14 protein-coding genes and 2 pseudogenes are annotated in these 18,020 nt (G+C 55.4%); 15 read left to right on the top strand and 1 reads right to left on the bottom strand.

Annotated features, from left to right (window positions below; all coding sequences use genetic code 11):
- Positions 1–39: 39 nt before the first annotated feature.
- Entirely contained in the window at positions 40–1,623 is a 1,584-nt protein-coding gene (locus tag KTH07_RS12325; RefSeq protein WP_217310758.1) for a TerC family protein, read from the bottom strand.
- 693 nt (positions 1,624–2,316) lie between these two features.
- On the opposite strand from KTH07_RS12325, the gene KTH07_RS12320 reads away from it, so the two are divergent.
- The 15 genes and pseudogenes from KTH07_RS12320 to cpsG all read left to right on the top strand — a co-directional run bounded on the left by KTH07_RS12320 (position 2,317) and on the right by cpsG (position 17,991).
- Positions 2,317–3,453 carry a polysaccharide export protein gene (locus KTH07_RS12320; RefSeq protein WP_003862079.1) on the top strand — a complete coding sequence of 379 codons (1,137 nt, stop codon included), beginning with the start codon at positions 2,317–2,319 and terminating at the stop codon, positions 3,451–3,453.
- A gap of 6 nt (positions 3,454–3,459) precedes the next feature.
- Positions 3,460–3,903, top strand: a complete 444-nt coding sequence (gene wzb, locus KTH07_RS12315) for a low molecular weight protein-tyrosine-phosphatase Wzb (protein ID WP_003862078.1) — start codon at positions 3,460–3,462, stop codon at positions 3,901–3,903.
- Positions 3,904–3,905: 2 nt separating this feature from the next.
- Positions 3,906–6,069, top strand: a pseudogene (gene wzc / locus KTH07_RS12310) (tyrosine-protein kinase Wzc).
- Between the two features lie 111 nt (positions 6,070–6,180).
- Positions 6,181–7,023 (top strand): colanic acid biosynthesis glycosyltransferase WcaA, encoded by an 843-nt coding sequence (wcaA, locus tag KTH07_RS12305; protein ID WP_017383272.1) that lies wholly within the window; start codon positions 6,181–6,183, stop codon positions 7,021–7,023.
- Positions 7,023–7,514, top strand: coding sequence for a colanic acid biosynthesis acetyltransferase WcaB (wcaB, locus tag KTH07_RS12300; RefSeq protein ID WP_003863505.1), 492 nt, complete (start codon positions 7,023–7,025; stop codon positions 7,512–7,514). Before wcaA ends, wcaB begins: the two co-directional genes overlap by 1 nt.
- Positions 7,511–8,728 carry a colanic acid biosynthesis glycosyltransferase WcaC gene (wcaC, locus tag KTH07_RS12295; RefSeq protein ID WP_017383273.1) on the top strand — a complete coding sequence of 406 codons (1,218 nt, stop codon included), beginning with the start codon at positions 7,511–7,513 and terminating at the stop codon, positions 8,726–8,728. The genes wcaB and wcaC overlap by 4 nt, the downstream gene beginning before the upstream one ends.
- Positions 8,703–9,923 (top strand): colanic acid polymerase WcaD, encoded by a 1,221-nt coding sequence (wcaD, locus tag KTH07_RS12290; RefSeq protein ID WP_032619341.1) that lies wholly within the window; start codon positions 8,703–8,705, stop codon positions 9,921–9,923. The genes wcaC and wcaD overlap by 26 nt, the downstream gene beginning before the upstream one ends.
- A gap of 16 nt (positions 9,924–9,939) precedes the next feature.
- Positions 9,940–10,686 carry a colanic acid biosynthesis glycosyltransferase WcaE gene (gene wcaE / locus KTH07_RS12285; protein ID WP_003863510.1) on the top strand — a complete coding sequence of 249 codons (747 nt, stop codon included), beginning with the start codon at positions 9,940–9,942 and terminating at the stop codon, positions 10,684–10,686.
- 16 nt (positions 10,687–10,702) lie between these two features.
- Complete coding sequence (gene wcaF / locus KTH07_RS12280; protein ID WP_015572376.1) at positions 10,703–11,257, top strand: colanic acid biosynthesis acetyltransferase WcaF; 555 nt, start codon at positions 10,703–10,705, stop codon at positions 11,255–11,257.
- A gap of 21 nt (positions 11,258–11,278) precedes the next feature.
- Positions 11,279–12,400, top strand: coding sequence for a GDP-mannose 4,6-dehydratase (gmd, locus tag KTH07_RS12275; RefSeq protein ID WP_003863514.1), 1,122 nt, complete (start codon positions 11,279–11,281; stop codon positions 12,398–12,400).
- Between the two features lie 2 nt (positions 12,401–12,402).
- Complete coding sequence (locus KTH07_RS12270) at positions 12,403–13,368, top strand: GDP-L-fucose synthase (RefSeq protein WP_023303988.1); 966 nt, start codon at positions 12,403–12,405, stop codon at positions 13,366–13,368.
- A gap of 2 nt (positions 13,369–13,370) precedes the next feature.
- Positions 13,371–13,850 (top strand): GDP-mannose mannosyl hydrolase, encoded by a 480-nt coding sequence (locus KTH07_RS12265; RefSeq protein WP_065186924.1) that lies wholly within the window; start codon positions 13,371–13,373, stop codon positions 13,848–13,850.
- A complete protein-coding gene (wcaI, locus tag KTH07_RS12260) occupies positions 13,847–15,070 on the top strand; it encodes a colanic acid biosynthesis fucosyltransferase WcaI (RefSeq protein ID WP_045331693.1) in 1,224 nt (407 codons plus the stop codon). Before KTH07_RS12265 ends, wcaI begins: the two co-directional genes overlap by 4 nt.
- Positions 15,071–15,073: 3 nt before the next feature.
- Complete coding sequence (gene cpsB / locus KTH07_RS12255) at positions 15,074–16,510, top strand: mannose-1-phosphate guanyltransferase (RefSeq protein WP_017693088.1); 1,437 nt, start codon at positions 15,074–15,076, stop codon at positions 16,508–16,510.
- A 109-nt stretch (positions 16,511–16,619) separates the two neighbouring features.
- Positions 16,620–17,991, top strand: a pseudogene (gene cpsG / locus KTH07_RS12250) (colanic acid biosynthesis phosphomannomutase CpsG).
- The last annotated feature ends 29 nt before the right edge of the window (positions 17,992–18,020 follow it).

Below are 18,020 nucleotides of genomic sequence, written 5' to 3'. Positions count from 1 at the left end.
ACACCGTAGGCCGGGTAAGCGAAGCGCCACCCGGCTTTTTTACACTTCAAAATCCATCTCATCTTCACCGCGCAGCGGTATCAGCTGCACCTTCTGCACGCGATGGCTCTCTACCTGCAAGGTTTTGATCATGTAATCCCCCACCTGGACCTCTTCGCCCGGCTGCGGAATACGTTGCAGATATTCCATCAGCAAACCGGCGATGGTGTGGTATTCGCGCTTCTCATCCAGCGGAAGCGGAACGAACTGCACCAGATCTTCGAGCGGCATATGGCCGTTGGCGGTCCAGCTGCCGTCGGCGTTTTTCTGAATATCGTGACGCGCATCGATCTCATCCACCTCATTAGGCAGATTACCGGCGATGGTTTCCATCACGTCGCTGAGCGTCACCAGCCCTTCCACAGAACCAAACTCATCAACGACAAACGCGAAGTGGGTACGCGCGTTGCGGAACTGCTCCAGCGCGGAGAGCAGCGGCAGCGCTTCCGGGAAGACCAGCGGCTGGCGCACCAGCGCCCGCAGGTTGAGCGGCTCGCCATGGAGCTGCTGTTGCAGGAGGTCAATCACGTGTACCACGCCCAGCAGCTCTTCTTCCTCTTCACCGCCGGTCACGACCACGCGGGTGTGCTGGTTTTTATCCAGCAGGGCGCGGATCTGCTCTTCCGGCGCCGTCAGGTCAATATGCTCAATGTCATGGCGGGAGGTCATGATACTGCTCACCGAGCGCTGGTTGAGGTTAAGCACGCGCTCTATCATCCGGCGTTCCTGCGGGTTGAAGATCTGCCCGTCGCTGTGGTCGGCAAGCATCGCCGCGGATTCAGCATCCAGCTCGGCATCCTCTTTTTTGCCGCTCAGCAGGCGCATCACCGTATCTGCGGTGCGCTGTCGTAATGTCTGGTTCGCGGAGAGAAAACGGCGACGGTTGAAAATGGCTAGCTGGTTGAGAAACTCAATCAGCACCGAGAAACCAATGGCGGCGTACAGATACCCTTTCGGGATATGGAAGCCAAAACCATCCGCCACCAGGCTAAAGCCAATCATCAGCAGGAAGCTCAGACAGAGGATGACGATAGTCGGGTGACTGTTCACAAAGCGCGTCAGGGCTTTGCTGGCGAGCACCATCAGGGTGATGGCGATGATCACGGCGGCCATCATCACCGCCAGATGGTCAACCATCCCGACGGCCGTGATCACGGAGTCGAGAGAAAAGACGGCATCCAGCACCACTATCTGCGCGACCACCGGCCAGAATTTTGCACCGCGTCGCTGGGTGGGGTTTTCACTGTCTTTTCCTTCCAGCCGCTCATTAAGCTCAACCGTGGCTTTGAACAGCAGGAACAATCCGCCGAAAAGCATGATCAGGTCGCGGGCGCTAAAGCTCAGACCCTGCACGCTGAATAAGGGTTTGGTCAGCGTCACCAGCCAGGAGATTGAGGCCAGTAACAGCAGACGCATCACCATGGCGAGCAGAAGATCCGTCACGCGGGCGCGGTCGCGTTGTGAAGGGGGTAATTTATCGGCAAGGATGGCGATAAACACCAGGTTATCAATGCCGAGCACTAATTCGATGACGACCAGCGTCACCAGCCCGGCCCAGATTGATGGATCGGCAATCCATTCCATAATAAATGCAATACCTTCTGTTATATGACTAATGTCACACTTCGATCATGGATAAAGCCGACGGAAATTGCAATGCCGGGGTGAGATTTCTCTTAATGCTACACTCTGGTAAACCCCATTTGCCGGGCGGTGTAAATAAGTTAATTGCGAAGATTTAATTACACAAGTCGATATTTAGGAAATATCGCAATAAATGGTCCGGCGATCTATTTTGTCAATATAAAGAAAATCCGAAAACCTTAAAACTTTGCTCTTAATATTAATCTTAAAAACGAATATTAGGACGGTTGTCTCCTTGCCTGCTATTAGGTTAGCTGCAACAATTCTTCCAGCATCAAATGTTAAATCTCCTTGTTGCTATTTTTGTTTCGGTCTTTGGTGAAGGTTATACATTATCAATCGCCCCTGTGAGGCGTTTGATATATTTCGCAAAAGGCCTTATCCAAGAGGGTGTCTAACCATAACGCATTGTTTAGTCAGTGGATTGGTAACTGAAAGCCAAGGGCGGTAGCGTGCCTGAAAGCGTGTGAATCAGCCTCAATTATTCTGTCAATAGCCAATGGATGAATAAGCTTTTTTTAGGACTGATGCCAGTTATATTGCTAAATGATTAACTGCATTCTGATTGTCACCACGACCCGCGCTTATTTTAATTGCACAGGATAATTACTCTGCCAAAGTGATAAATAATCAATGATGAAATCCAAAATGAAATTGATGCCATTATTGGTGTCTGTGACCTTGATGAGTGGTTGCACGGTCTTTCCCGGCAGCAATATGTCGACAATGGGCAAGGATGTGATTAAACAGCAGGATGCTGATTTTGATCTCGACAAAATGGTGAATGTGTATCCATTAACCCCACGTCTGGTGGAACAATTACGCCCACGTCCAAATGTTGCTCAGCCAAATATGTCTCTGGACCAGGAAATTGCCTCTTACCAGTATCGTGTGGGTCCGGGTGACGTCATTAATGTGACCGTCTGGGATCACCCTGAACTGACCACGCCTGCGGGCCAGTACCGCAGCTCAAGCGACACCGGTAACTGGGTACAGTCCGATGGCACCATGTTCTATCCCTACATTGGCAAAGTGCACGTCGCGGGCAAAACGCTTGCTGAGATCCGTAGTGATATTACCGGCCGCCTGGCGCAGTACATTGCTGACCCGCAGGTGGACGTTAATATCGCCGCGTTCCGATCCCAGAAAGCCTATATCTCTGGCCAGGTCAATAAATCCGGCCAGCAGGCGATCACTAACGTCCCGCTCACCGTTCTCGATGCGATCAATGCCGCAGGCGGCTTAACCGACGGCGCTGACTGGCGCAACGTGGTGCTGACCCACAACGGCAAAGAGCAGCGCATTTCGCTTCAGGCGCTGATGCAAAACGGTGACCTGACCCAGAACCGCCTCCTTTATCCGGGCGATATTCTGTACGTGCCGCGCAACGACGATCTGAAAGTGTTCGTGATGGGTGAAGTGAAGAAACAGAGCACCCTCAAGATGGACTTCAGCGGTATGACCCTGACCGAAGCGCTGGGCAATGCGGAAGGCATCGATCTGACCGCCTCCAACGCCAGCGGTATCTTCGTGATCCGTCCTATCAAAGGCGAGAACGCGAAGGGCAAGATTGCCAACATCTACCAGCTGGATATGTCCGACGCGACGTCCCTGGTCATGGCAACGTCGTTCCGTCTCCAGCCGTACGATGTGGTCTATGTCACCACCGCGCCGGTTGCCCGCTGGAACCGTCTGATCAACCAGTTGCTGCCTACCATCAGTGGCGTTCGCTACATGACGGATACGGCGAGCGACGTTCATAACTGGTAAGCCGCGATGTTTAACAAAATTCTGGTGGTGTGCGTGGGGAACATTTGCCGTTCCCCCACGGCTGAAAGGCTGTTGAAAAATTACCAGCCTGCGTTAACGGTCGACTCCGCAGGGCTGGGCGCGCTGGTCGGAAAAGGTGCCGACGAACGTGCCGCAAGCGTTGCCCTTGAGCATAACCTCTCACTCGACGGGCACGTTGCCCGTCAGGTCTCTGGCCGGATGTGCCGGGAATATGACCTGATCCTCGCGATGGAAAAACGCCACATTCACGCGCTGTGCGATATCGCACCGGAGATGCGCGGCAAGGTGATGCTGTTTGGTCACTGGGATGGTGAGCGCGAAATTCCCGATCCGTATCGCAAGAGCCGCGAGGCCTTTGAGGCGGTATACACCTTACTAGACCAGTCTGCCCGTCAGTGGGCGCAGGCACTGAAAGCTCAGCAGGGATAACAATGACAGAAAAAACAAGACCTTCTGCCGCCCCGACGTCGGGCAGTGATGAAATCGATATCGGTCGCCTGGTCGGGACCGTTATTGAAGCGAAATGGTGGGTGCTGGGTATTACCGCCATCTTTGCCGTGGCGGCGATCGTTTATACGCTGTTCGCGACGCCTATTTACAGCGCCGACGCGCTGGTGCAGATCGAACAAAATACCGGAAACTCGCTGGTTCAGGATATCGGCTCGGCGCTGGCCAACAAGCCGCCGGCATCGGAAGCCGAAATTCAGCTGATCCAGTCGCGCCTGGTACTGGGCAAAACGGTTCACGATCTGGGGCTGGATATCGCGGTCACCAAAAACACCTTCCCGGTATTTGGCGCAGGCTGGGATCGCCTGATGGGGCGCAGTAACGATACGGTAAAAGTGACCGACTTCGTGATCCCAAAAGGGGCAGGGGACCAAACCTTTACCCTGACCGTGCTGGGACCAAAACAGTATCAGCTGACCAGCGACGCGGGCTTCAGCGCACGCGGTGAGGTGGGGCAGATGCTGACTAAAGAGGGCGTCAGCATCAAGGTCAGCGCAATTCAGGCACATGAGGGCGGGGAGTTTACGGTCACCAAATTCTCGACGCTCGGGATGATCAACAACCTGCAAAACAACCTGACCGTCACCGAAAACGGCAAGGACACCGGCGTCCTGAGCATGACCTTCACCGGTGAAGACAAGGATCAAATTCGCGACATCCTCAATAGCATCACCCGCAACTATCTGGAGCAGAACGTTGAGCGTAAGTCAGCGGAAGCTGCAAAAAGCCTGGCGTTTCTCAGTAAACAGCTGCCGGAGGTGCGCGCCCGTCTGGATGACGCTGAGAACAAGCTGAACGCGTACCGTCAGGACAAGGATTCCGTCGATCTGCCGCTGGAGGCGAAATCGGTTCTCGACTCCATGGTGAATATTGATGCGCAGCTGAACGAGCTGACCTTCAAAGAGGCGGAGATTTCCAAGCTCTATACCAAACGTCACCCGGCGTACCGCACGCTGCTGGAGAAACGTCGTACCCTGGAAGAAGAGAAGGCGAAGCTGAATGACCGCGTGACCGCGATGCCGAAGACGCAGCAGGAAATTGTACGCCTGACGCGTGATGTGGAATCCGGCCAGCAGGTTTACATGCAGCTGCTGAACAAACAGCAGGAGCTGAAAATCACCGAAGCCAGCACCGTCGGCGACGTGCGTATCGTTGACCCGGCGATTACCCAGCCGGGCGTGCTGAAGCCGAAGAAAGCGCTGATTATTCTCGGCAGCATTATTCTCGGCCTGATGCTTTCCATCGTCGGCGTGCTGCTGCGCTCGCTGTTTAACCGCGGTATCGAAAGCCCGCAGGTGCTGGAAGAGAACGGGATCAGCGTGTACGCCAGCATCCCGCTCTCCGAGTGGCAGAAGTCCCGTGACAGCGTCAAAACCGTTAAGGGCGTCAAGCGCTACAAGCAGAGCCAGCTGCTGGCCGTGGGTAACCCGACCGACCTGGCGATTGAAGCGGTGCGCAGCCTGCGTACCAGCCTCCATTTCGCCATGATGCAGGCCAAAAACAACGTCCTGATGATGACCGGTGTCAGCCCGTCAATCGGTAAAACCTTCGTCTGCGCCAACCTGGCGGCGGTGGTGAGCCAGACCAACAAGCGCGTGCTGCTGATCGACTGCGATATGCGTAAGGGCTACACCCACGAGCTGCTGGGCACCAACAACGTTAACGGTCTGTCGGAAATCCTGCTCGGTAAAGGGGAAATCAGCGAGAGCGCCAAGCCGACGTCGATTCCGAAATTTGACCTGATCCCGCGTGGCCAGGTGCCGCCGAACCCGTCTGAACTGCTGATGAGCGAGCGCTTCACGCAGCTGATTGAGTGGGCGAGCAAAAATTATGACCTGGTGCTGATCGATACCCCACCAATTCTGGCGGTCACCGACGCTGCCGTGGTAGGGCGTCATGCGGGCACCACGCTGATGGTTGCACGCTATGCGGTGAACACCCTGAAGGAAGTGGAAACCAGCCTGAGCCGCTTTGAGCAGAACGGTATTGAGGTGAAGGGGGGTCATTCTGAACTCCATCTTCCGCCGCGCGACCGGGTATCAGGATTACGGCTACTACGAGTACGAATACAAGTCTGACAGTAAATAATAATCCCCCTCATCCTAACCCTCTCCCCAGGGGGGAGAGAGGACTGCATGGTGCAGCTTTTCTCCCTCTCCCTCCGGGAGAGGGTCGGGGTGAGGGATAAGGGGGAAGACCATGACCACACAACGCCCTTTGATTTCTATCTATATGCCGACATGGAATCGTCAGCAGCTGGCGATCCGCGCGATTAAATCGGTCCTGCGTCAGGATTACGATAACTGGGAACTGATTATCGTGGATGACTGTTCCTCCTCTTACGAACAACTGCAAAAGTTTGTTGAAGACCTGAACGACCCGCGCGTGGTGTACACCCACAACGCCATCAACTCCGGGGCGTGTGCGGTGCGCAACCAGGCGATTATGCAGGCGAAAGGGCAGTATCTGACCGGTATCGACGACGATGACGAATGGACGCCAAACCGTCTGTCAATCTTCCTGTCGCACAAAGCGCAGCTGGTGACCCACGCGTTTCTGTATGCCAATGACTATGTCTGCCAGGGCGAGGTCTATTCGCAGCCGGCCAGCCTGCCGCTGTATCCGAAATCACCGTATTCCCGCCGCCTGTTCTACAAGCGCAACATTATCGGCAATCAGGTGTTTACCTGGGCATGGCGCTTTAAGGAGTGCCTGTTCGATACCGAGCTGAAGGCCGCGCAGGATTACGACATCTTCCTGCGGATGGTGGTGGAGTACGGCGAGCCGTGGAAGGTGGAAGAGGCCACGCAGATCCTGCACATCAATCACGGGGAGATGCAAATCACCTCGTCACCGAAGAAATTCTCGGGCTACTTCCATTTTTACCGCAAGCACAAGGACAAGTTTGACCGTGCCAGCCGGAAGTATCAGCTCTTCACCCTGTATCAGATCCGTAATAAGCGCATGAACTGGCGCACGCTGCTGACGCTGCTGTCGGTACGTAACGGCAAGCGTCTGGCTGACGGGCTTCGGGGGAAATAATGTTTCTGGAAGATTGCCGCGCTAACAGCTGGAGCCTGCGCCCGTGCTGCATGGTTCTGGCCTACCGTATTGCGCACTTTTGCTCGGTGTGGCGCAAAAAAAATGTGCTGAACAATATCTGGGCCGCGCCGGTGCTGGTGCTGTACCGCATCATCACCGAATGCTTTTTTGGCTATGAAATTCAGGCCGCTGCCACCATTGGCCGCCGCTTTACCATTCATCACGGCTATGCGGTGGTCATCAACAAGTTCGTCGTCGCGGGTGATGATTTCACCATTCGCCACGGGGTGACAATCGGCAACCGCGGGCCAGATAGCCTGGCCTGCCCGGTGATTGGCAATAACGTCGAGCTGGGCGCCAACGTGGTGATGATCGGGGACATTACCGTGGGCAATAACGTGACGATTGGCGCAGGCAGCGTGGTGCTGGACAGCATTCCGGACAACGCGCTGGTGGTGGGCGAGAAAGCCCGCGTGAAGGTGATTAAATGAACATTCTGCAATTTAACGTACGCCTCGCAGAGGGCGGGGCGGCAGGCGTAGCGCTGGATCTGCACCAGCGCGCGCTGCAAAAAGGATTACAGTCGCGTTTTGTTTACGGTTACGGCAAAGGCGGCAAGAAAAGCGTCAGCCATGATAACTATCCGCAGGTGCTGAAGCAGACGCCACGTCTGACCTCCATCGCCAATATTGCGCTGTTCCGTCTGTTTAACCGCGACCTGTTCGGCAACCTGAATAATCTCTACCGCACCGTCACCCGCACTCGCGGCCCGGTTGTGCTGCACTTCCACGTGCTGCACAGCTACTGGCTGAATCTGGAAGAGGTGGTGGCGTTTTGTGGCAAGGTGAAGGCGCACAAGCCGGATACCCGATTTGTCTGGACGCTGCACGACCACTGGAGCGTGACCGGACGTTGCGCCTTTACCGACGGCTGCGAAGGCTGGAAAGATAACTGCCAGAAATGCCCTACGCTCAGCAACTACCCGCCTGTGAAGGTCGATCGCGCGCATCAGCTGGTTGAGGGTAAGCGTCAGCTGTTCCGCGATATGCTCTCGCTCGGCTGCACCTTTATCTCCCCAAGCCAGCACGTGGCGGACGCTTTTAATAGCCTGTACGGAGCAGGGCGCTGCCAGATCATCAACAACGGTATTGATGTGGCAACGGAAGCGATCCTGGCCGAACTGACGCCCGTAGCCGTTACCCCCGGTAGGCCGAAAATTGCGGTCGTCGCCCATGACCTGCGCTACGACGGCAAAACCAACCAGCAGCTGGTGCGCGACATGATGGCGCTCGGCGACAAAATTGAGCTGCATACCTTTGGCAAATTCTCGCCGTTTGATGGCGCTAACGTGGTGAACCACGGGTTTGAAACCGACAAGCGCAAACTGATGAGCGCGCTGAACGGTATGGACGCGCTGGTGTTCAGCTCCCGCGTGGACAACTACCCGCTGATCCTGTGCGAAGCGCTCTCCATCGGCGTACCGGTGATTGCCACCCACAGCGACGCCGCGCGGGAAGTGCTGGAGAAATCCGGCGGTAAAACTTTCAGTGAAAATGAGGTGCTGCCGCTGGTGCAGTTGTCGAAGGCCGATATCGCGCAGGCTGTTTTTGGCACGGACCTGGAATCGTTCCGCAACCGTAGCCGCAAAGCGTACAGTGGACAACAGATGCTGGAGGAGTATGTCTCGTTCTATCAGAATCTGTAGTTATCTGCTGCTGCCGCTGATCTACCTGCTGGTCAACGTTAAGATTGCCCAGCTCGGTGAAAGCTTCCCGATCACTATCGTCACCTTCCTGCCGGTTCTGCTGTTGCTTTACGTTGACAAGCTTAACCTCAAAAAGCTGATGATTTCACTGGGCATCGGGTTTGGTCTGACGGCGTTTAACTACATCTTTGGTCAGTCGCTGGACGCCAGCAAATATGTCACCTCCACCATGCTGTTTGTTTATATCGTTATCATTATTGGCATGGTGTGGAGTATTCGCTTTAAAACTATTTCTCCGCACAATTATAGGAAAATCCTCAGGTTCTTTTATATTGTCGTCGGGCTGATTGTTGTGCTTGCGGCAATGGAGATGGCGCAAATTATTCTCACAGGCGGCAGTAGCCTGATGGAAATAATTTCGAAATATCTTATATACAGTAACAGCTATGTACTGAACTTCATTAAGTTTGGTGGCAAGCGTACAACCGCGCTCTATTTTGAACCGGCGTTTTTTGCTCTGGCATTAATCTCAATTTGGCTCAGCATCAAACAGTTCGGTATCAAAACCCCCAAGACCGATGCTATGATTCTTGCAGGAATCGTTCTGTCAGGGTCGTTCTCCGGGGTAATGACGTTTATTCTGTTTTACCTGCTGGAGTGGGCGTTCCAGTACCTGAACAAAGAGGCGATTAAGAAAAAACTGCCGCTGGCGATAATCTCTCTGACGGTATTTTTAGTGGGCGTAATATTTGCGTTTCCGTACATTTCTGAACGTCTGGGTGATTTGGGAACGGAAGGTTCGTCGTCCTATTATCGCATCATTGGTCCACTGGTGATGGTGGGTTATTCCTTAACCCATATTGATGGCGTAGTAAGATTCGGCTCACTTTACGAATATGTTGCATCATTCGGAATCTTTAACGGTGCGGATGTCGGTAAAACCATAGACAATGGTCTGTATCTGTTAATTATCTATTTTTCCTGGTTCGCCGTACTGTTGACACTGTGGTATCTGTTTAAAGTTTTCAAAATGATGATTAACGCGTTTGGTGATAACCAGAACTTTCGCTTGCAACTTTATCTGTTCACACCGGTGTCGTTGTTTTTTACCGGGTCAATATTTAGCCCGGAATATGCATTCTTAATTGTATGTCCGTTTATTTTGCGCAAAGCGCTGAATATTACGAGCGTATGAAGAAATGAGGTGATTTATGTTTCTTAGCGTCATTACTGTCGCCTTTCGTAACTACGAAGGGGTGGTAAAAACCTGGCGCTCGCTGCGCAACCTGGCGCGCGATCCGAGCCTCACCTTTGAGTGGATCGTGGTCGATGGCGGCTCGAACGACGGCACGGCGGAGTTCCTGGAAAAACTCAACGGTGAGTTCAACTTACGTTACATCAGCGAGAAAGATAAAGGCATTTACGATGCCATGAATAAAGGCATCAACATGGCGCAGGGGCGTTACGCCATCTTCCTCAATTCCGGCGATGTGTTCCATGAAGATGTGGCGCTGTTTGCCCGTCAGCTGGCGCGCCAGAAAGAAGATGCCATGTTTATTGGTGATGCGCTGCTTGATTTCGGCGAGGGGAAAAAAGTGCTGCGCGGCGCGAAACCAGGCTGGTATATCTACCACAGCCTGCCGGCCAGCCATCAGGCTATTTTCTTCCCAATGAGCGGCCTGAAAAAACAGCCTTACGATTTGCGCTATAAAGTGTCATCAGATTATGCCCTGGCGGCCAGCCTGTACAAATCTGGCTACCCGTTCCGTCGAATTAAAGGACTGGTATCTGAATTTTCAATGGGTGGCGTGTCAACCTCGAATAATCTGGAACTGTGCCAGGATGCCAAAAACGTGCAGCGTAAAATATTACGCGTGCCGGGGTTCTGGGCGGAATTATCTTATTTCTTACGTCTGAAAACGACGGGTAAAGCGAAAGCCTTATATAACAAAGCCTGAGATATAAGGAAACGTAATGCAGGAATTAAATGGATTCTCCGTGCCGAAAGGTTTTCGGGGCGGGAGCGGTATTAAAGTTCAACTGTGGTGGGCTGTACAGGCAACGTTATTTGCCTGGTCGCCGCAAATACTGTACCGCTGGCGCGCATTTTTACTGCGTCTGTTTGGCGCAAAAATAGGAAAAAACGTAGTCATTCGACCTTCGGTGAAAATTACTTATCCCTGGAAATTAACGCTTGGGGATTACGCCTGGGTTGGGGATGACGCGGTGTTATATACCCTTGGCGAGATTACGATTGGCGCAAATTCGGTGGTTTCACAGAAGTGTTATTTGTGCACCGGCAGCCACGATTTTATGAGCCCGCATTTTGATATTACCGCTTCGCCTGTTGTGATCGGTGAAAAATGCTGGCTGGCAACAGACGTCTTTGTTGCACCCGGTGTTTCTGTTGGCGATGGCACGGTAGTCGGTGCCCGCAGCAGCGTTTTTAAATCGCTTCCGGCAAATAAAATTTGCCGTGGCAACCCCGCAGTGGTGATACGCGAACGCGTTGAAACTGAAAAACTTTGATAAGTACAGAGGAATATAAACATGTCTAAAGTCGCTCTCATCACCGGCGTTACCGGACAAGATGGTTCTTACCTGGCAGAATTGCTGCTGGAAAAAGGGTATGAAGTTCACGGTATTAAGCGTCGTGCCTCTTCATTCAACACCGAGCGTGTCGATCACATTTACCAGGATCCGCATGCGGCAAACCCGAAATTCCATCTGCACTACGGCGACCTGACCGATACCTCCAACCTGACCCGCATCCTGCAAGAAGTACAGCCGGACGAAGTGTACAACCTGGGGGCAATGAGCCACGTTGCGGTTTCCTTCGAGTCCCCGGAGTACACCGCTGACGTGGATGCGATGGGTACGCTGCGTCTGCTGGAAGCGATTCGCTTCCTTGGTCTTGAGAAGAAAACCCGCTTCTACCAAGCATCTACCTCTGAGCTGTACGGTCTGGTGCAGGAAATTCCGCAGAAAGAGACCACGCCGTTCTACCCACGTTCTCCGTACGCTGTGGCGAAACTGTACGCTTACTGGATCACCGTGAACTACCGTGAATCCTACGGCATGTACGCCTGTAACGGCATTCTGTTCAACCACGAATCTCCGCGTCGCGGCGAAACCTTCGTGACCCGCAAAATCACCCGCGCGATCGCCAACATCGCTCAGGGCCTGGAGTCTTGCCTGCACCTCGGCAACATGGATTCCCTGCGTGACTGGGGCCATGCGAAAGACTACGTGAAAATGCAGTGGATGATGTTGCAGCAGGAACAGCCAGAAGACTTCGTGATCGCGACCGGCGTGCAGTACTCCGTGCGTCAGTTCGTTGAGATGGCTGCGGCACAGCTGGGCATCAAGCTGCGCTTTGAAGGCACCGGCGTGGAAGAGAAGGGTATCGTTGTTTCCGTGACCGGCCACGACGCACCGGGCGTGAAGCCAGGCGACGTGATTGTCCAGGTTGATCCGCGTTACTTCCGTCCTGCTGAAGTGGAAACCCTGCTGGGCGACCCAACCAAAGCGCACGAGAAGCTGGGCTGGAAACCAGAAACCACCCTGCAAGAAATGGTATCCGAGATGGTGGCCAAAGATCTTGAAGCAGCGAAAAAACACTCCCTGCTCAAGTCTCATGGCTACGAGGTTGCCATCGCGCTGGAGTCCTGAGAATGACAAAACAACGTATTTTTGTCGCCGGTCATCGCGGAATGGTGGGTTCCGCGATTGTTCGCCAGCTGGAACAGCGCGGCGACGTTGAGGTGATTGTTCGCACCCGCGACGAGCTGAACCTGCTTGACAGCAAAGCGGTGCAGGACTTCTTCGCCAGCGAACGTATCGACCAGGTGTATCTGGCGGCGGCGAAGGTGGGCGGCATTGTCGCTAACAACACCTACCCGGCGGATTTCATCTACGAGAACATGATGATTGAGAGCAACATCATTCACGCGGCGCATCTGTACAACGTGAATAAGCTGCTGTTCCTCGGCTCATCCTGTATCTACCCGAAAATGGCGAAGCAGCCGATCGCCGAGAGCGAACTGTTGCAGGGCACGCTTGAAGCCACTAACGAGCCGTATGCGATTGCCAAAATTGCCGGGATCAAGCTGTGTGAATCCTACAACCGTCAGTATAACCGCGACTATCGCTCGGTGATGCCGACCAACCTGTACGGACCGCACGACAACTTCCACCCGAGCAATTCGCACGTGATCCCGGCGCTGCTGCGTCGTTTCCACGAGGCGACTGCCGAAAACGCCCCGGACGTGGTGGTGTGGGGCAGCGGTACGCCAATGCGTGAGTTCCTGCACGTGGACGACATGGCGGCGGCCAGCATTCACGTCATGGAGCTGGATCGCGAGGTGTGGCAGGAAAACACCGAGCCGATGCTGTCGCACATTAACGTCGGGACCGGCGTGGACTGCACCATTCGCGAGCTGGCGCAGACCATCGCGCAGGTGGTGGGCTACAAAGGACGCGTGGTGTTTGACGCCACCAAACCGGACGGCACGCCGCGCAAGCTGCTGGACGTGACCCGTCTGCATCAGCTGGGCTGGTATCACGAGGTCTCACTGGAGCAGGGGCTGGCCAGCACCTACCAGTGGTTCCTGGAAAACCAGCACCGCTTCCGGGGGTAATGATGTTTTTAAGTCAGGAAGATTTTGCCACGGTAGTGCGTTCCACTCCGCTGATCTCAATCGATTTGATCGTGGAGAATGAACGCGGCGAGTTCTTGCTGGGGAAACGAACCAATCGTCCTGCACAGGGCTTCTGGTTCGTGCCCGGCGGGCGCGTGCAGAAGGATGAGACGCTTACCGATGCGTTTGAGCGTCTCACTCTGGCGGAACTGGGCCTGCAACTGCCGATGGCAGCGGGCCAGTTTTACGGGGTCTGGCAGCACTTCTATGACGATAACTTTTCAGGCACCGGGTTCACCACGCACTACATCGTGCTGGGGTTCCGCCTGAAGGTGAGTGAGGCAGACCTGCGTCTGCCTGATTCTCAGCATGACGATTACCGCTGGTTAACGCCAGAGGCGCTGCTGGCAAGCGACAACGTCCATGACAACAGTCGGGCGTACTTCCTTGCGGAACGTCAGGCCGAGGTGCCAGGTCTATGAAAATCCTCGTCTACGGAATTAACTACTCGCCGGAGCTTACCGGTATCGGGAAATACACCGGCGAGATGGTCGAGTGGATGGCGAGCCAGGGACATGACGTGCGGGTGATTACTGCCCCGCCGTATTACCCGGAGTGGAAGGTAGGCGAACGCTATTCCAGCTGGCGCTACCGCCGCGAAGAGGGCGCCGCGATCGTCTGGCGCTGCCCGCTCTACGTGCCGAAACAGCCCTCGACGCTGAAACGTTTAATTCATCTGGGCAGCTTTGCCCTGAGCAGTTTCTTCCCGCTGATGGCGCAGCGTCGCTGGAAGCCGGATCGCATCATCGGCGTGGTGCCGACGCTGTTCTGCACGCCAGGCATGCGCCTGCTGGGCAAACTCTCCGGCGCGCGCACCCTGCTGCACATTCAGGATTATGAAGTGGACGCCATGCTCGGGCTGGGGATGGCCGGGAAAGGCAAGGGCGGCAAGGTGGCGAAGCTCGCCAGCGCCTTTGAGCGCAGCGGCCTGCACAACGTGGATTACGTCTCGACCATTTCGCGCTCGATGATGAACAAGGCGCAGGAGAAGGGCGTCCCGGCGGAAAAAGTGATCTTCTTTCCGAACTGGTCCGAAGTGGCGCGCTTCCGCGATGTGACAGACCAGGATGCGCAGGCGTTACGCGCGCAGCTCGGGTTGCCTGCTGAGCAAAAAATCATTCTTTACTCAGGCAACATCGGCGAAAAACAGGGGCTGGAGAGCGTGATTGACGCCGCGCTTCAGCTGAGCGAACACCCGTGGATGTTCGTGATAGTCGGGCAGGGCGGCGGTAAAGCGCGGCTGGAAAAAATGGCCAGCGAGCGCGGACTGACCAACATCCGCTTCTTCCCGCTTCAGTCTTATGACGCGCTGCCCGCGCTGCTGAAAATGGCGGATTGCCATCTGGTGGTGCAAAAACGCGGCGCGGCGGATGCGGTGCTGCCGTCCAAGCTGACCAACATTCTGGCAGTGGGCGGAAACGCGGTGATTACGGCAGAAGCCGCAACAGAATTAGGCCAGCTGTGCAACAGCTACCCGGGCATTGCCGTTTGCGTGGAGCCGGAATCGGTTCCTGCGCTGGTGACCGGAATTGAGCAGGCACTCGCCATGCCAAAAGAGAACACGGTGGCACGTGAATATGCCGAACGCACGCTCGAGAAAGAGAACGTGCTGAGCCAATTTATTGCAGATATACGGGGATAAATCATGAGTCAAACCACTTTGTATCCGGTCGTAATGGCGGGTGGATCCGGGAGCCGGTTGTGGCCACTGTCCCGCGTGCTTTATCCAAAACAATTTCTGTGCCTGAAAGGCGACCTCACCATGCTGCAAACGACGGTTAACCGTCTGCACGGCGTGGAGTGTGAAAGCCCGGTGGTGATCTGTAACGAACAGCACCGCTTTATCGTTGCCGAGCAGCTGCGCCAGCTGAACAAACTGACCGAAAATATCATTCTGGAGCCTGCCGGACGCAACACGGCGCCTGCCATTGCCCTTGCGGCGCTGGCGGCAAAACGCAGCAGCCCGGACTGCGACCCGCTGATGCTGGTGCTGGCGGCTGACCACGTCATCCAGCAGGAAGAGGCCTTCCGCGACGCGGTACGCGCGGCGATTCCTTACGCTGAGAACGGCAAGCTGGTGACCTTCGGCATCGTGCCGGATCTCCCGGAAACCGGCTATGGCTACATTCGCCGCGGCAGCGTTACGCCTGGTGAAGGCGACAGCGTGGCCTTTGACGTGGCGCAGTTTGTCGAAAAACCGAATCTGGAAACCGCGCAGGCGTACGTGGCCAGCGGGGAATACTACTGGAACAGCGGTATGTTCCTGTTCCGCGCCGGTCGCTACCTGGAAGAGCTGGAAAAATATCGCCCGGATATCTTGCGCGCCTGCGAAAAAGCGATGGCGGTGGTGGATCCGGATCTCGATTTTATCCGTGTGGACGAAGAAGCCTTCCTCGCCTGTCCGGAAGAGTCCATTGACTATGCGGTAATGGAACGTACGGCAGATGCGGTAGTGGTACCTATGGATGCGGGCTGGAGCGACGTCGGCTCCTGGTCGTCACTGTGGGAGATCAGCGCGCATACCCCGGAGGGTAACGTCCATCACGGGGATGTGATCAGCCACAAAACGGAAAACAGCTACGTCTACGCCGAATCTGGCCTCGTCACCACGGTAGGGGTGAAGGATCTGGTGGTCGTGCAGACCAAAGACGCGGTGCTGATTGCCGACCGTAATGCCGTGCAGGACGTTAAAAAAGTGGTGGAGCAGATCAAGGCCGATGGCCGCCACGAACACCATATTCACCGCGAAGTCTACCGCCCGTGGGGCAAATATGACTCCATCGACGCCGGCGAGCGTTACCAGGTGAAACGCATCACCGTGAAGCCGGGAGAAGGGCTGTCGGTGCAGATGCACCATCACCGCGCCGAACACTGGGTGGTGGTGGCGGGGACCGCCAAAGTGACCATCGACGGTGAAGTGAAGCTGCTCGGTGAAAACGAGTCCATTTATATTCCGCTGGGGGCGACGCACTGTCTGGAGAACCCGGGGAAAATTCCGCTCGACTTAATTGAGGTGCGTTCCGGCTCCTATCTGGAAGAGGACGACATCATCCGCTTCCAGGATCGCTACGGGCGCGTGTAGCACTCCGCATCATGCCCGGTGGCGCTGCGCTTTCCGGGTCTACGAATGACAAAAATTAATTTGGCCATTACATGGTCAGGGCCAACTGTTGCCTGAAAAAGGGGTCATCATGGAAAAATTAACCTGTTTTAAAGCCTACGATATTCGCGGCAAGCTGGGCGAAGAGCTGAACGAAGACATTGCGTGGCGCATCGGCCGCGCGTACGGCGAATACCTGAAACCACAAACTATCGTGCTGGGCGGCGACGTGCGTCTGACCAGCAAATCCCTGAAGCTGGCGCTGGCGAAAGGGCTACAGGACGCGGGCGTCGATGTGCTGGACATTGGCCTTTCCGGCACCGAAGAGATCTATTTTGCCACCTTCCACCTGGGCGTGGACGGCGGTATCGAAGTGACGGCCAGCCATAACCCGATGGACTACAACGGCATGAAGCTGGTGCGCAAGGGCGCGCGTCCTATCAGCGGCGACACCGGCCTGCGTGACGTGCAGCGTCTGGCCGAGGCCAACGACTTCCCGCCGGTGAATGAAGCCACACGCGGCAGCTATAAGCAGATTAACCTGCAAAAAGAGTACATCGACCACCTGCTGGGCTACATCAACGTGGCGAACCTCAAACCGCTGAAGCTGGTGATTAACTCCGGCAACGGCGCGGCAGGCCCGGTTGTCGATGCACTTGAAGCCCGCTTTAAGGCGCTGAACGTGCCGGTGACCTTCGTCAAAGTGCACAACACGCCTGACGGCAACTTCCCGAACGGTATTCCTAACCCGCTGCTGCCGGAGTGCCGCGACGACACCCGCAACGCGGTGATTGAGCACGGCGCCGATATGGGTATCGCCTTTGACGGCGATTTCGACCGCTGCTTCCTGTTCGACGAGAAAGGGCAGTTTATCGAAGGCTACTACATCGTTGGCCTGCTGGCGGAAGCGTTCCTCGAGAAAAACCCGGGGGCGAAAATCATTCACGATCCGCGTCTTTCCTGGAACACCGTCGACGTGGTGAAGGCCGCGGGCGGCGAGCCGGTGATGTCCAAAACCGGCCACGCGTTTATCAAAGAGCGTATGCGTGAGGAAGACGCCATCTACGGCGGCGAGATGAGCGCCCACCACTATTTCCGTGATTTTGCCTACTGCGACAGCGGGATGATCCCGTGGCTGCTGGTGACTGAGCTGCTGTGCCTGAAAGGGCAGAGCCTGGGGTGAACTGGTGCGTGACCGCATGGCGGCGTTCCCGGCGAGCGGCGAGATCAACAGCAAACTGGCACAGCCCGCTGAGGCCATTGCCCGCGTGGAACAGCACTTTGCCATTCATGCGCTGGAGATTGACCGTACCGACGGTATCAGCATGGCGTTCCCGCAGTGGCGCTTCAACCTGCGCTCCTCCAACACCGAGCCGGTGGTGCGCCTGAACGTGGAGTCCCGCGCCGATACCGCGCTGATGGAAGCCCGAACGAAGGACATTCTGGCGCTGTTGAATCAGTAAAAAGAAAACCTTACCCCTCACCCTAACCC

Origin of the sequence: Enterobacter cloacae complex sp. ECL72 (genome assembly GCF_019056635.1) — a bacterium.
GTDB lineage: Bacteria > Pseudomonadota > Gammaproteobacteria > Enterobacterales > Enterobacteriaceae > Enterobacter > Enterobacter hormaechei_C.
Note: the sequence above shows the minus strand (reverse complement) of the source record. Positions and strands in the feature narration are given on the sequence as shown.

Excerpts from the sequence above, each read along its gene's own strand:
- wcaB (WP_003863505.1), top strand. The coding sequence starts at position 7,023 with ATGTTTCTGGAAGATTGCCGCGCTAACAGCTGGAGCCTGCGCCCGTGC.
- wcaF (WP_015572376.1), top strand. The coding sequence starts at position 10,703 with ATGCAGGAATTAAATGGATTCTCCGTGCCGAAAGGTTTTCGGGGCGGG.
- wzb (WP_003862078.1), top strand. The coding sequence starts at position 3,460 with ATGTTTAACAAAATTCTGGTGGTGTGCGTGGGGAACATTTGCCGTTCC.
- wcaI (WP_045331693.1), top strand. The coding sequence starts at position 13,847 with ATGAAAATCCTCGTCTACGGAATTAACTACTCGCCGGAGCTTACCGGT.
- KTH07_RS12265 (WP_065186924.1), top strand. The coding sequence starts at position 13,371 with ATGTTTTTAAGTCAGGAAGATTTTGCCACGGTAGTGCGTTCCACTCCG.
- wcaA (WP_017383272.1), top strand. The coding sequence starts at position 6,181 with ATGACCACACAACGCCCTTTGATTTCTATCTATATGCCGACATGGAAT.
- KTH07_RS12270 (WP_023303988.1), top strand. The coding sequence starts at position 12,403 with ATGACAAAACAACGTATTTTTGTCGCCGGTCATCGCGGAATGGTGGGT.
- KTH07_RS12320 (WP_003862079.1), top strand. The coding sequence starts at position 2,317 with ATGATGAAATCCAAAATGAAATTGATGCCATTATTGGTGTCTGTGACC.
- wcaD (WP_032619341.1), top strand. The coding sequence starts at position 8,703 with ATGTCTCGTTCTATCAGAATCTGTAGTTATCTGCTGCTGCCGCTGATC.
- wcaC (WP_017383273.1), top strand. The coding sequence starts at position 7,511 with ATGAACATTCTGCAATTTAACGTACGCCTCGCAGAGGGCGGGGCGGCA.
- wcaE (WP_003863510.1), top strand. The coding sequence starts at position 9,940 with ATGTTTCTTAGCGTCATTACTGTCGCCTTTCGTAACTACGAAGGGGTG.
- gmd (WP_003863514.1), top strand. The coding sequence starts at position 11,279 with ATGTCTAAAGTCGCTCTCATCACCGGCGTTACCGGACAAGATGGTTCT.
- cpsB (WP_017693088.1), top strand. The coding sequence starts at position 15,074 with ATGAGTCAAACCACTTTGTATCCGGTCGTAATGGCGGGTGGATCCGGG.
- KTH07_RS12325 (WP_217310758.1), bottom strand. The coding sequence starts at position 1,623 with ATGGAATGGATTGCCGATCCATCAATCTGGGCCGGGCTGGTGACGCTG.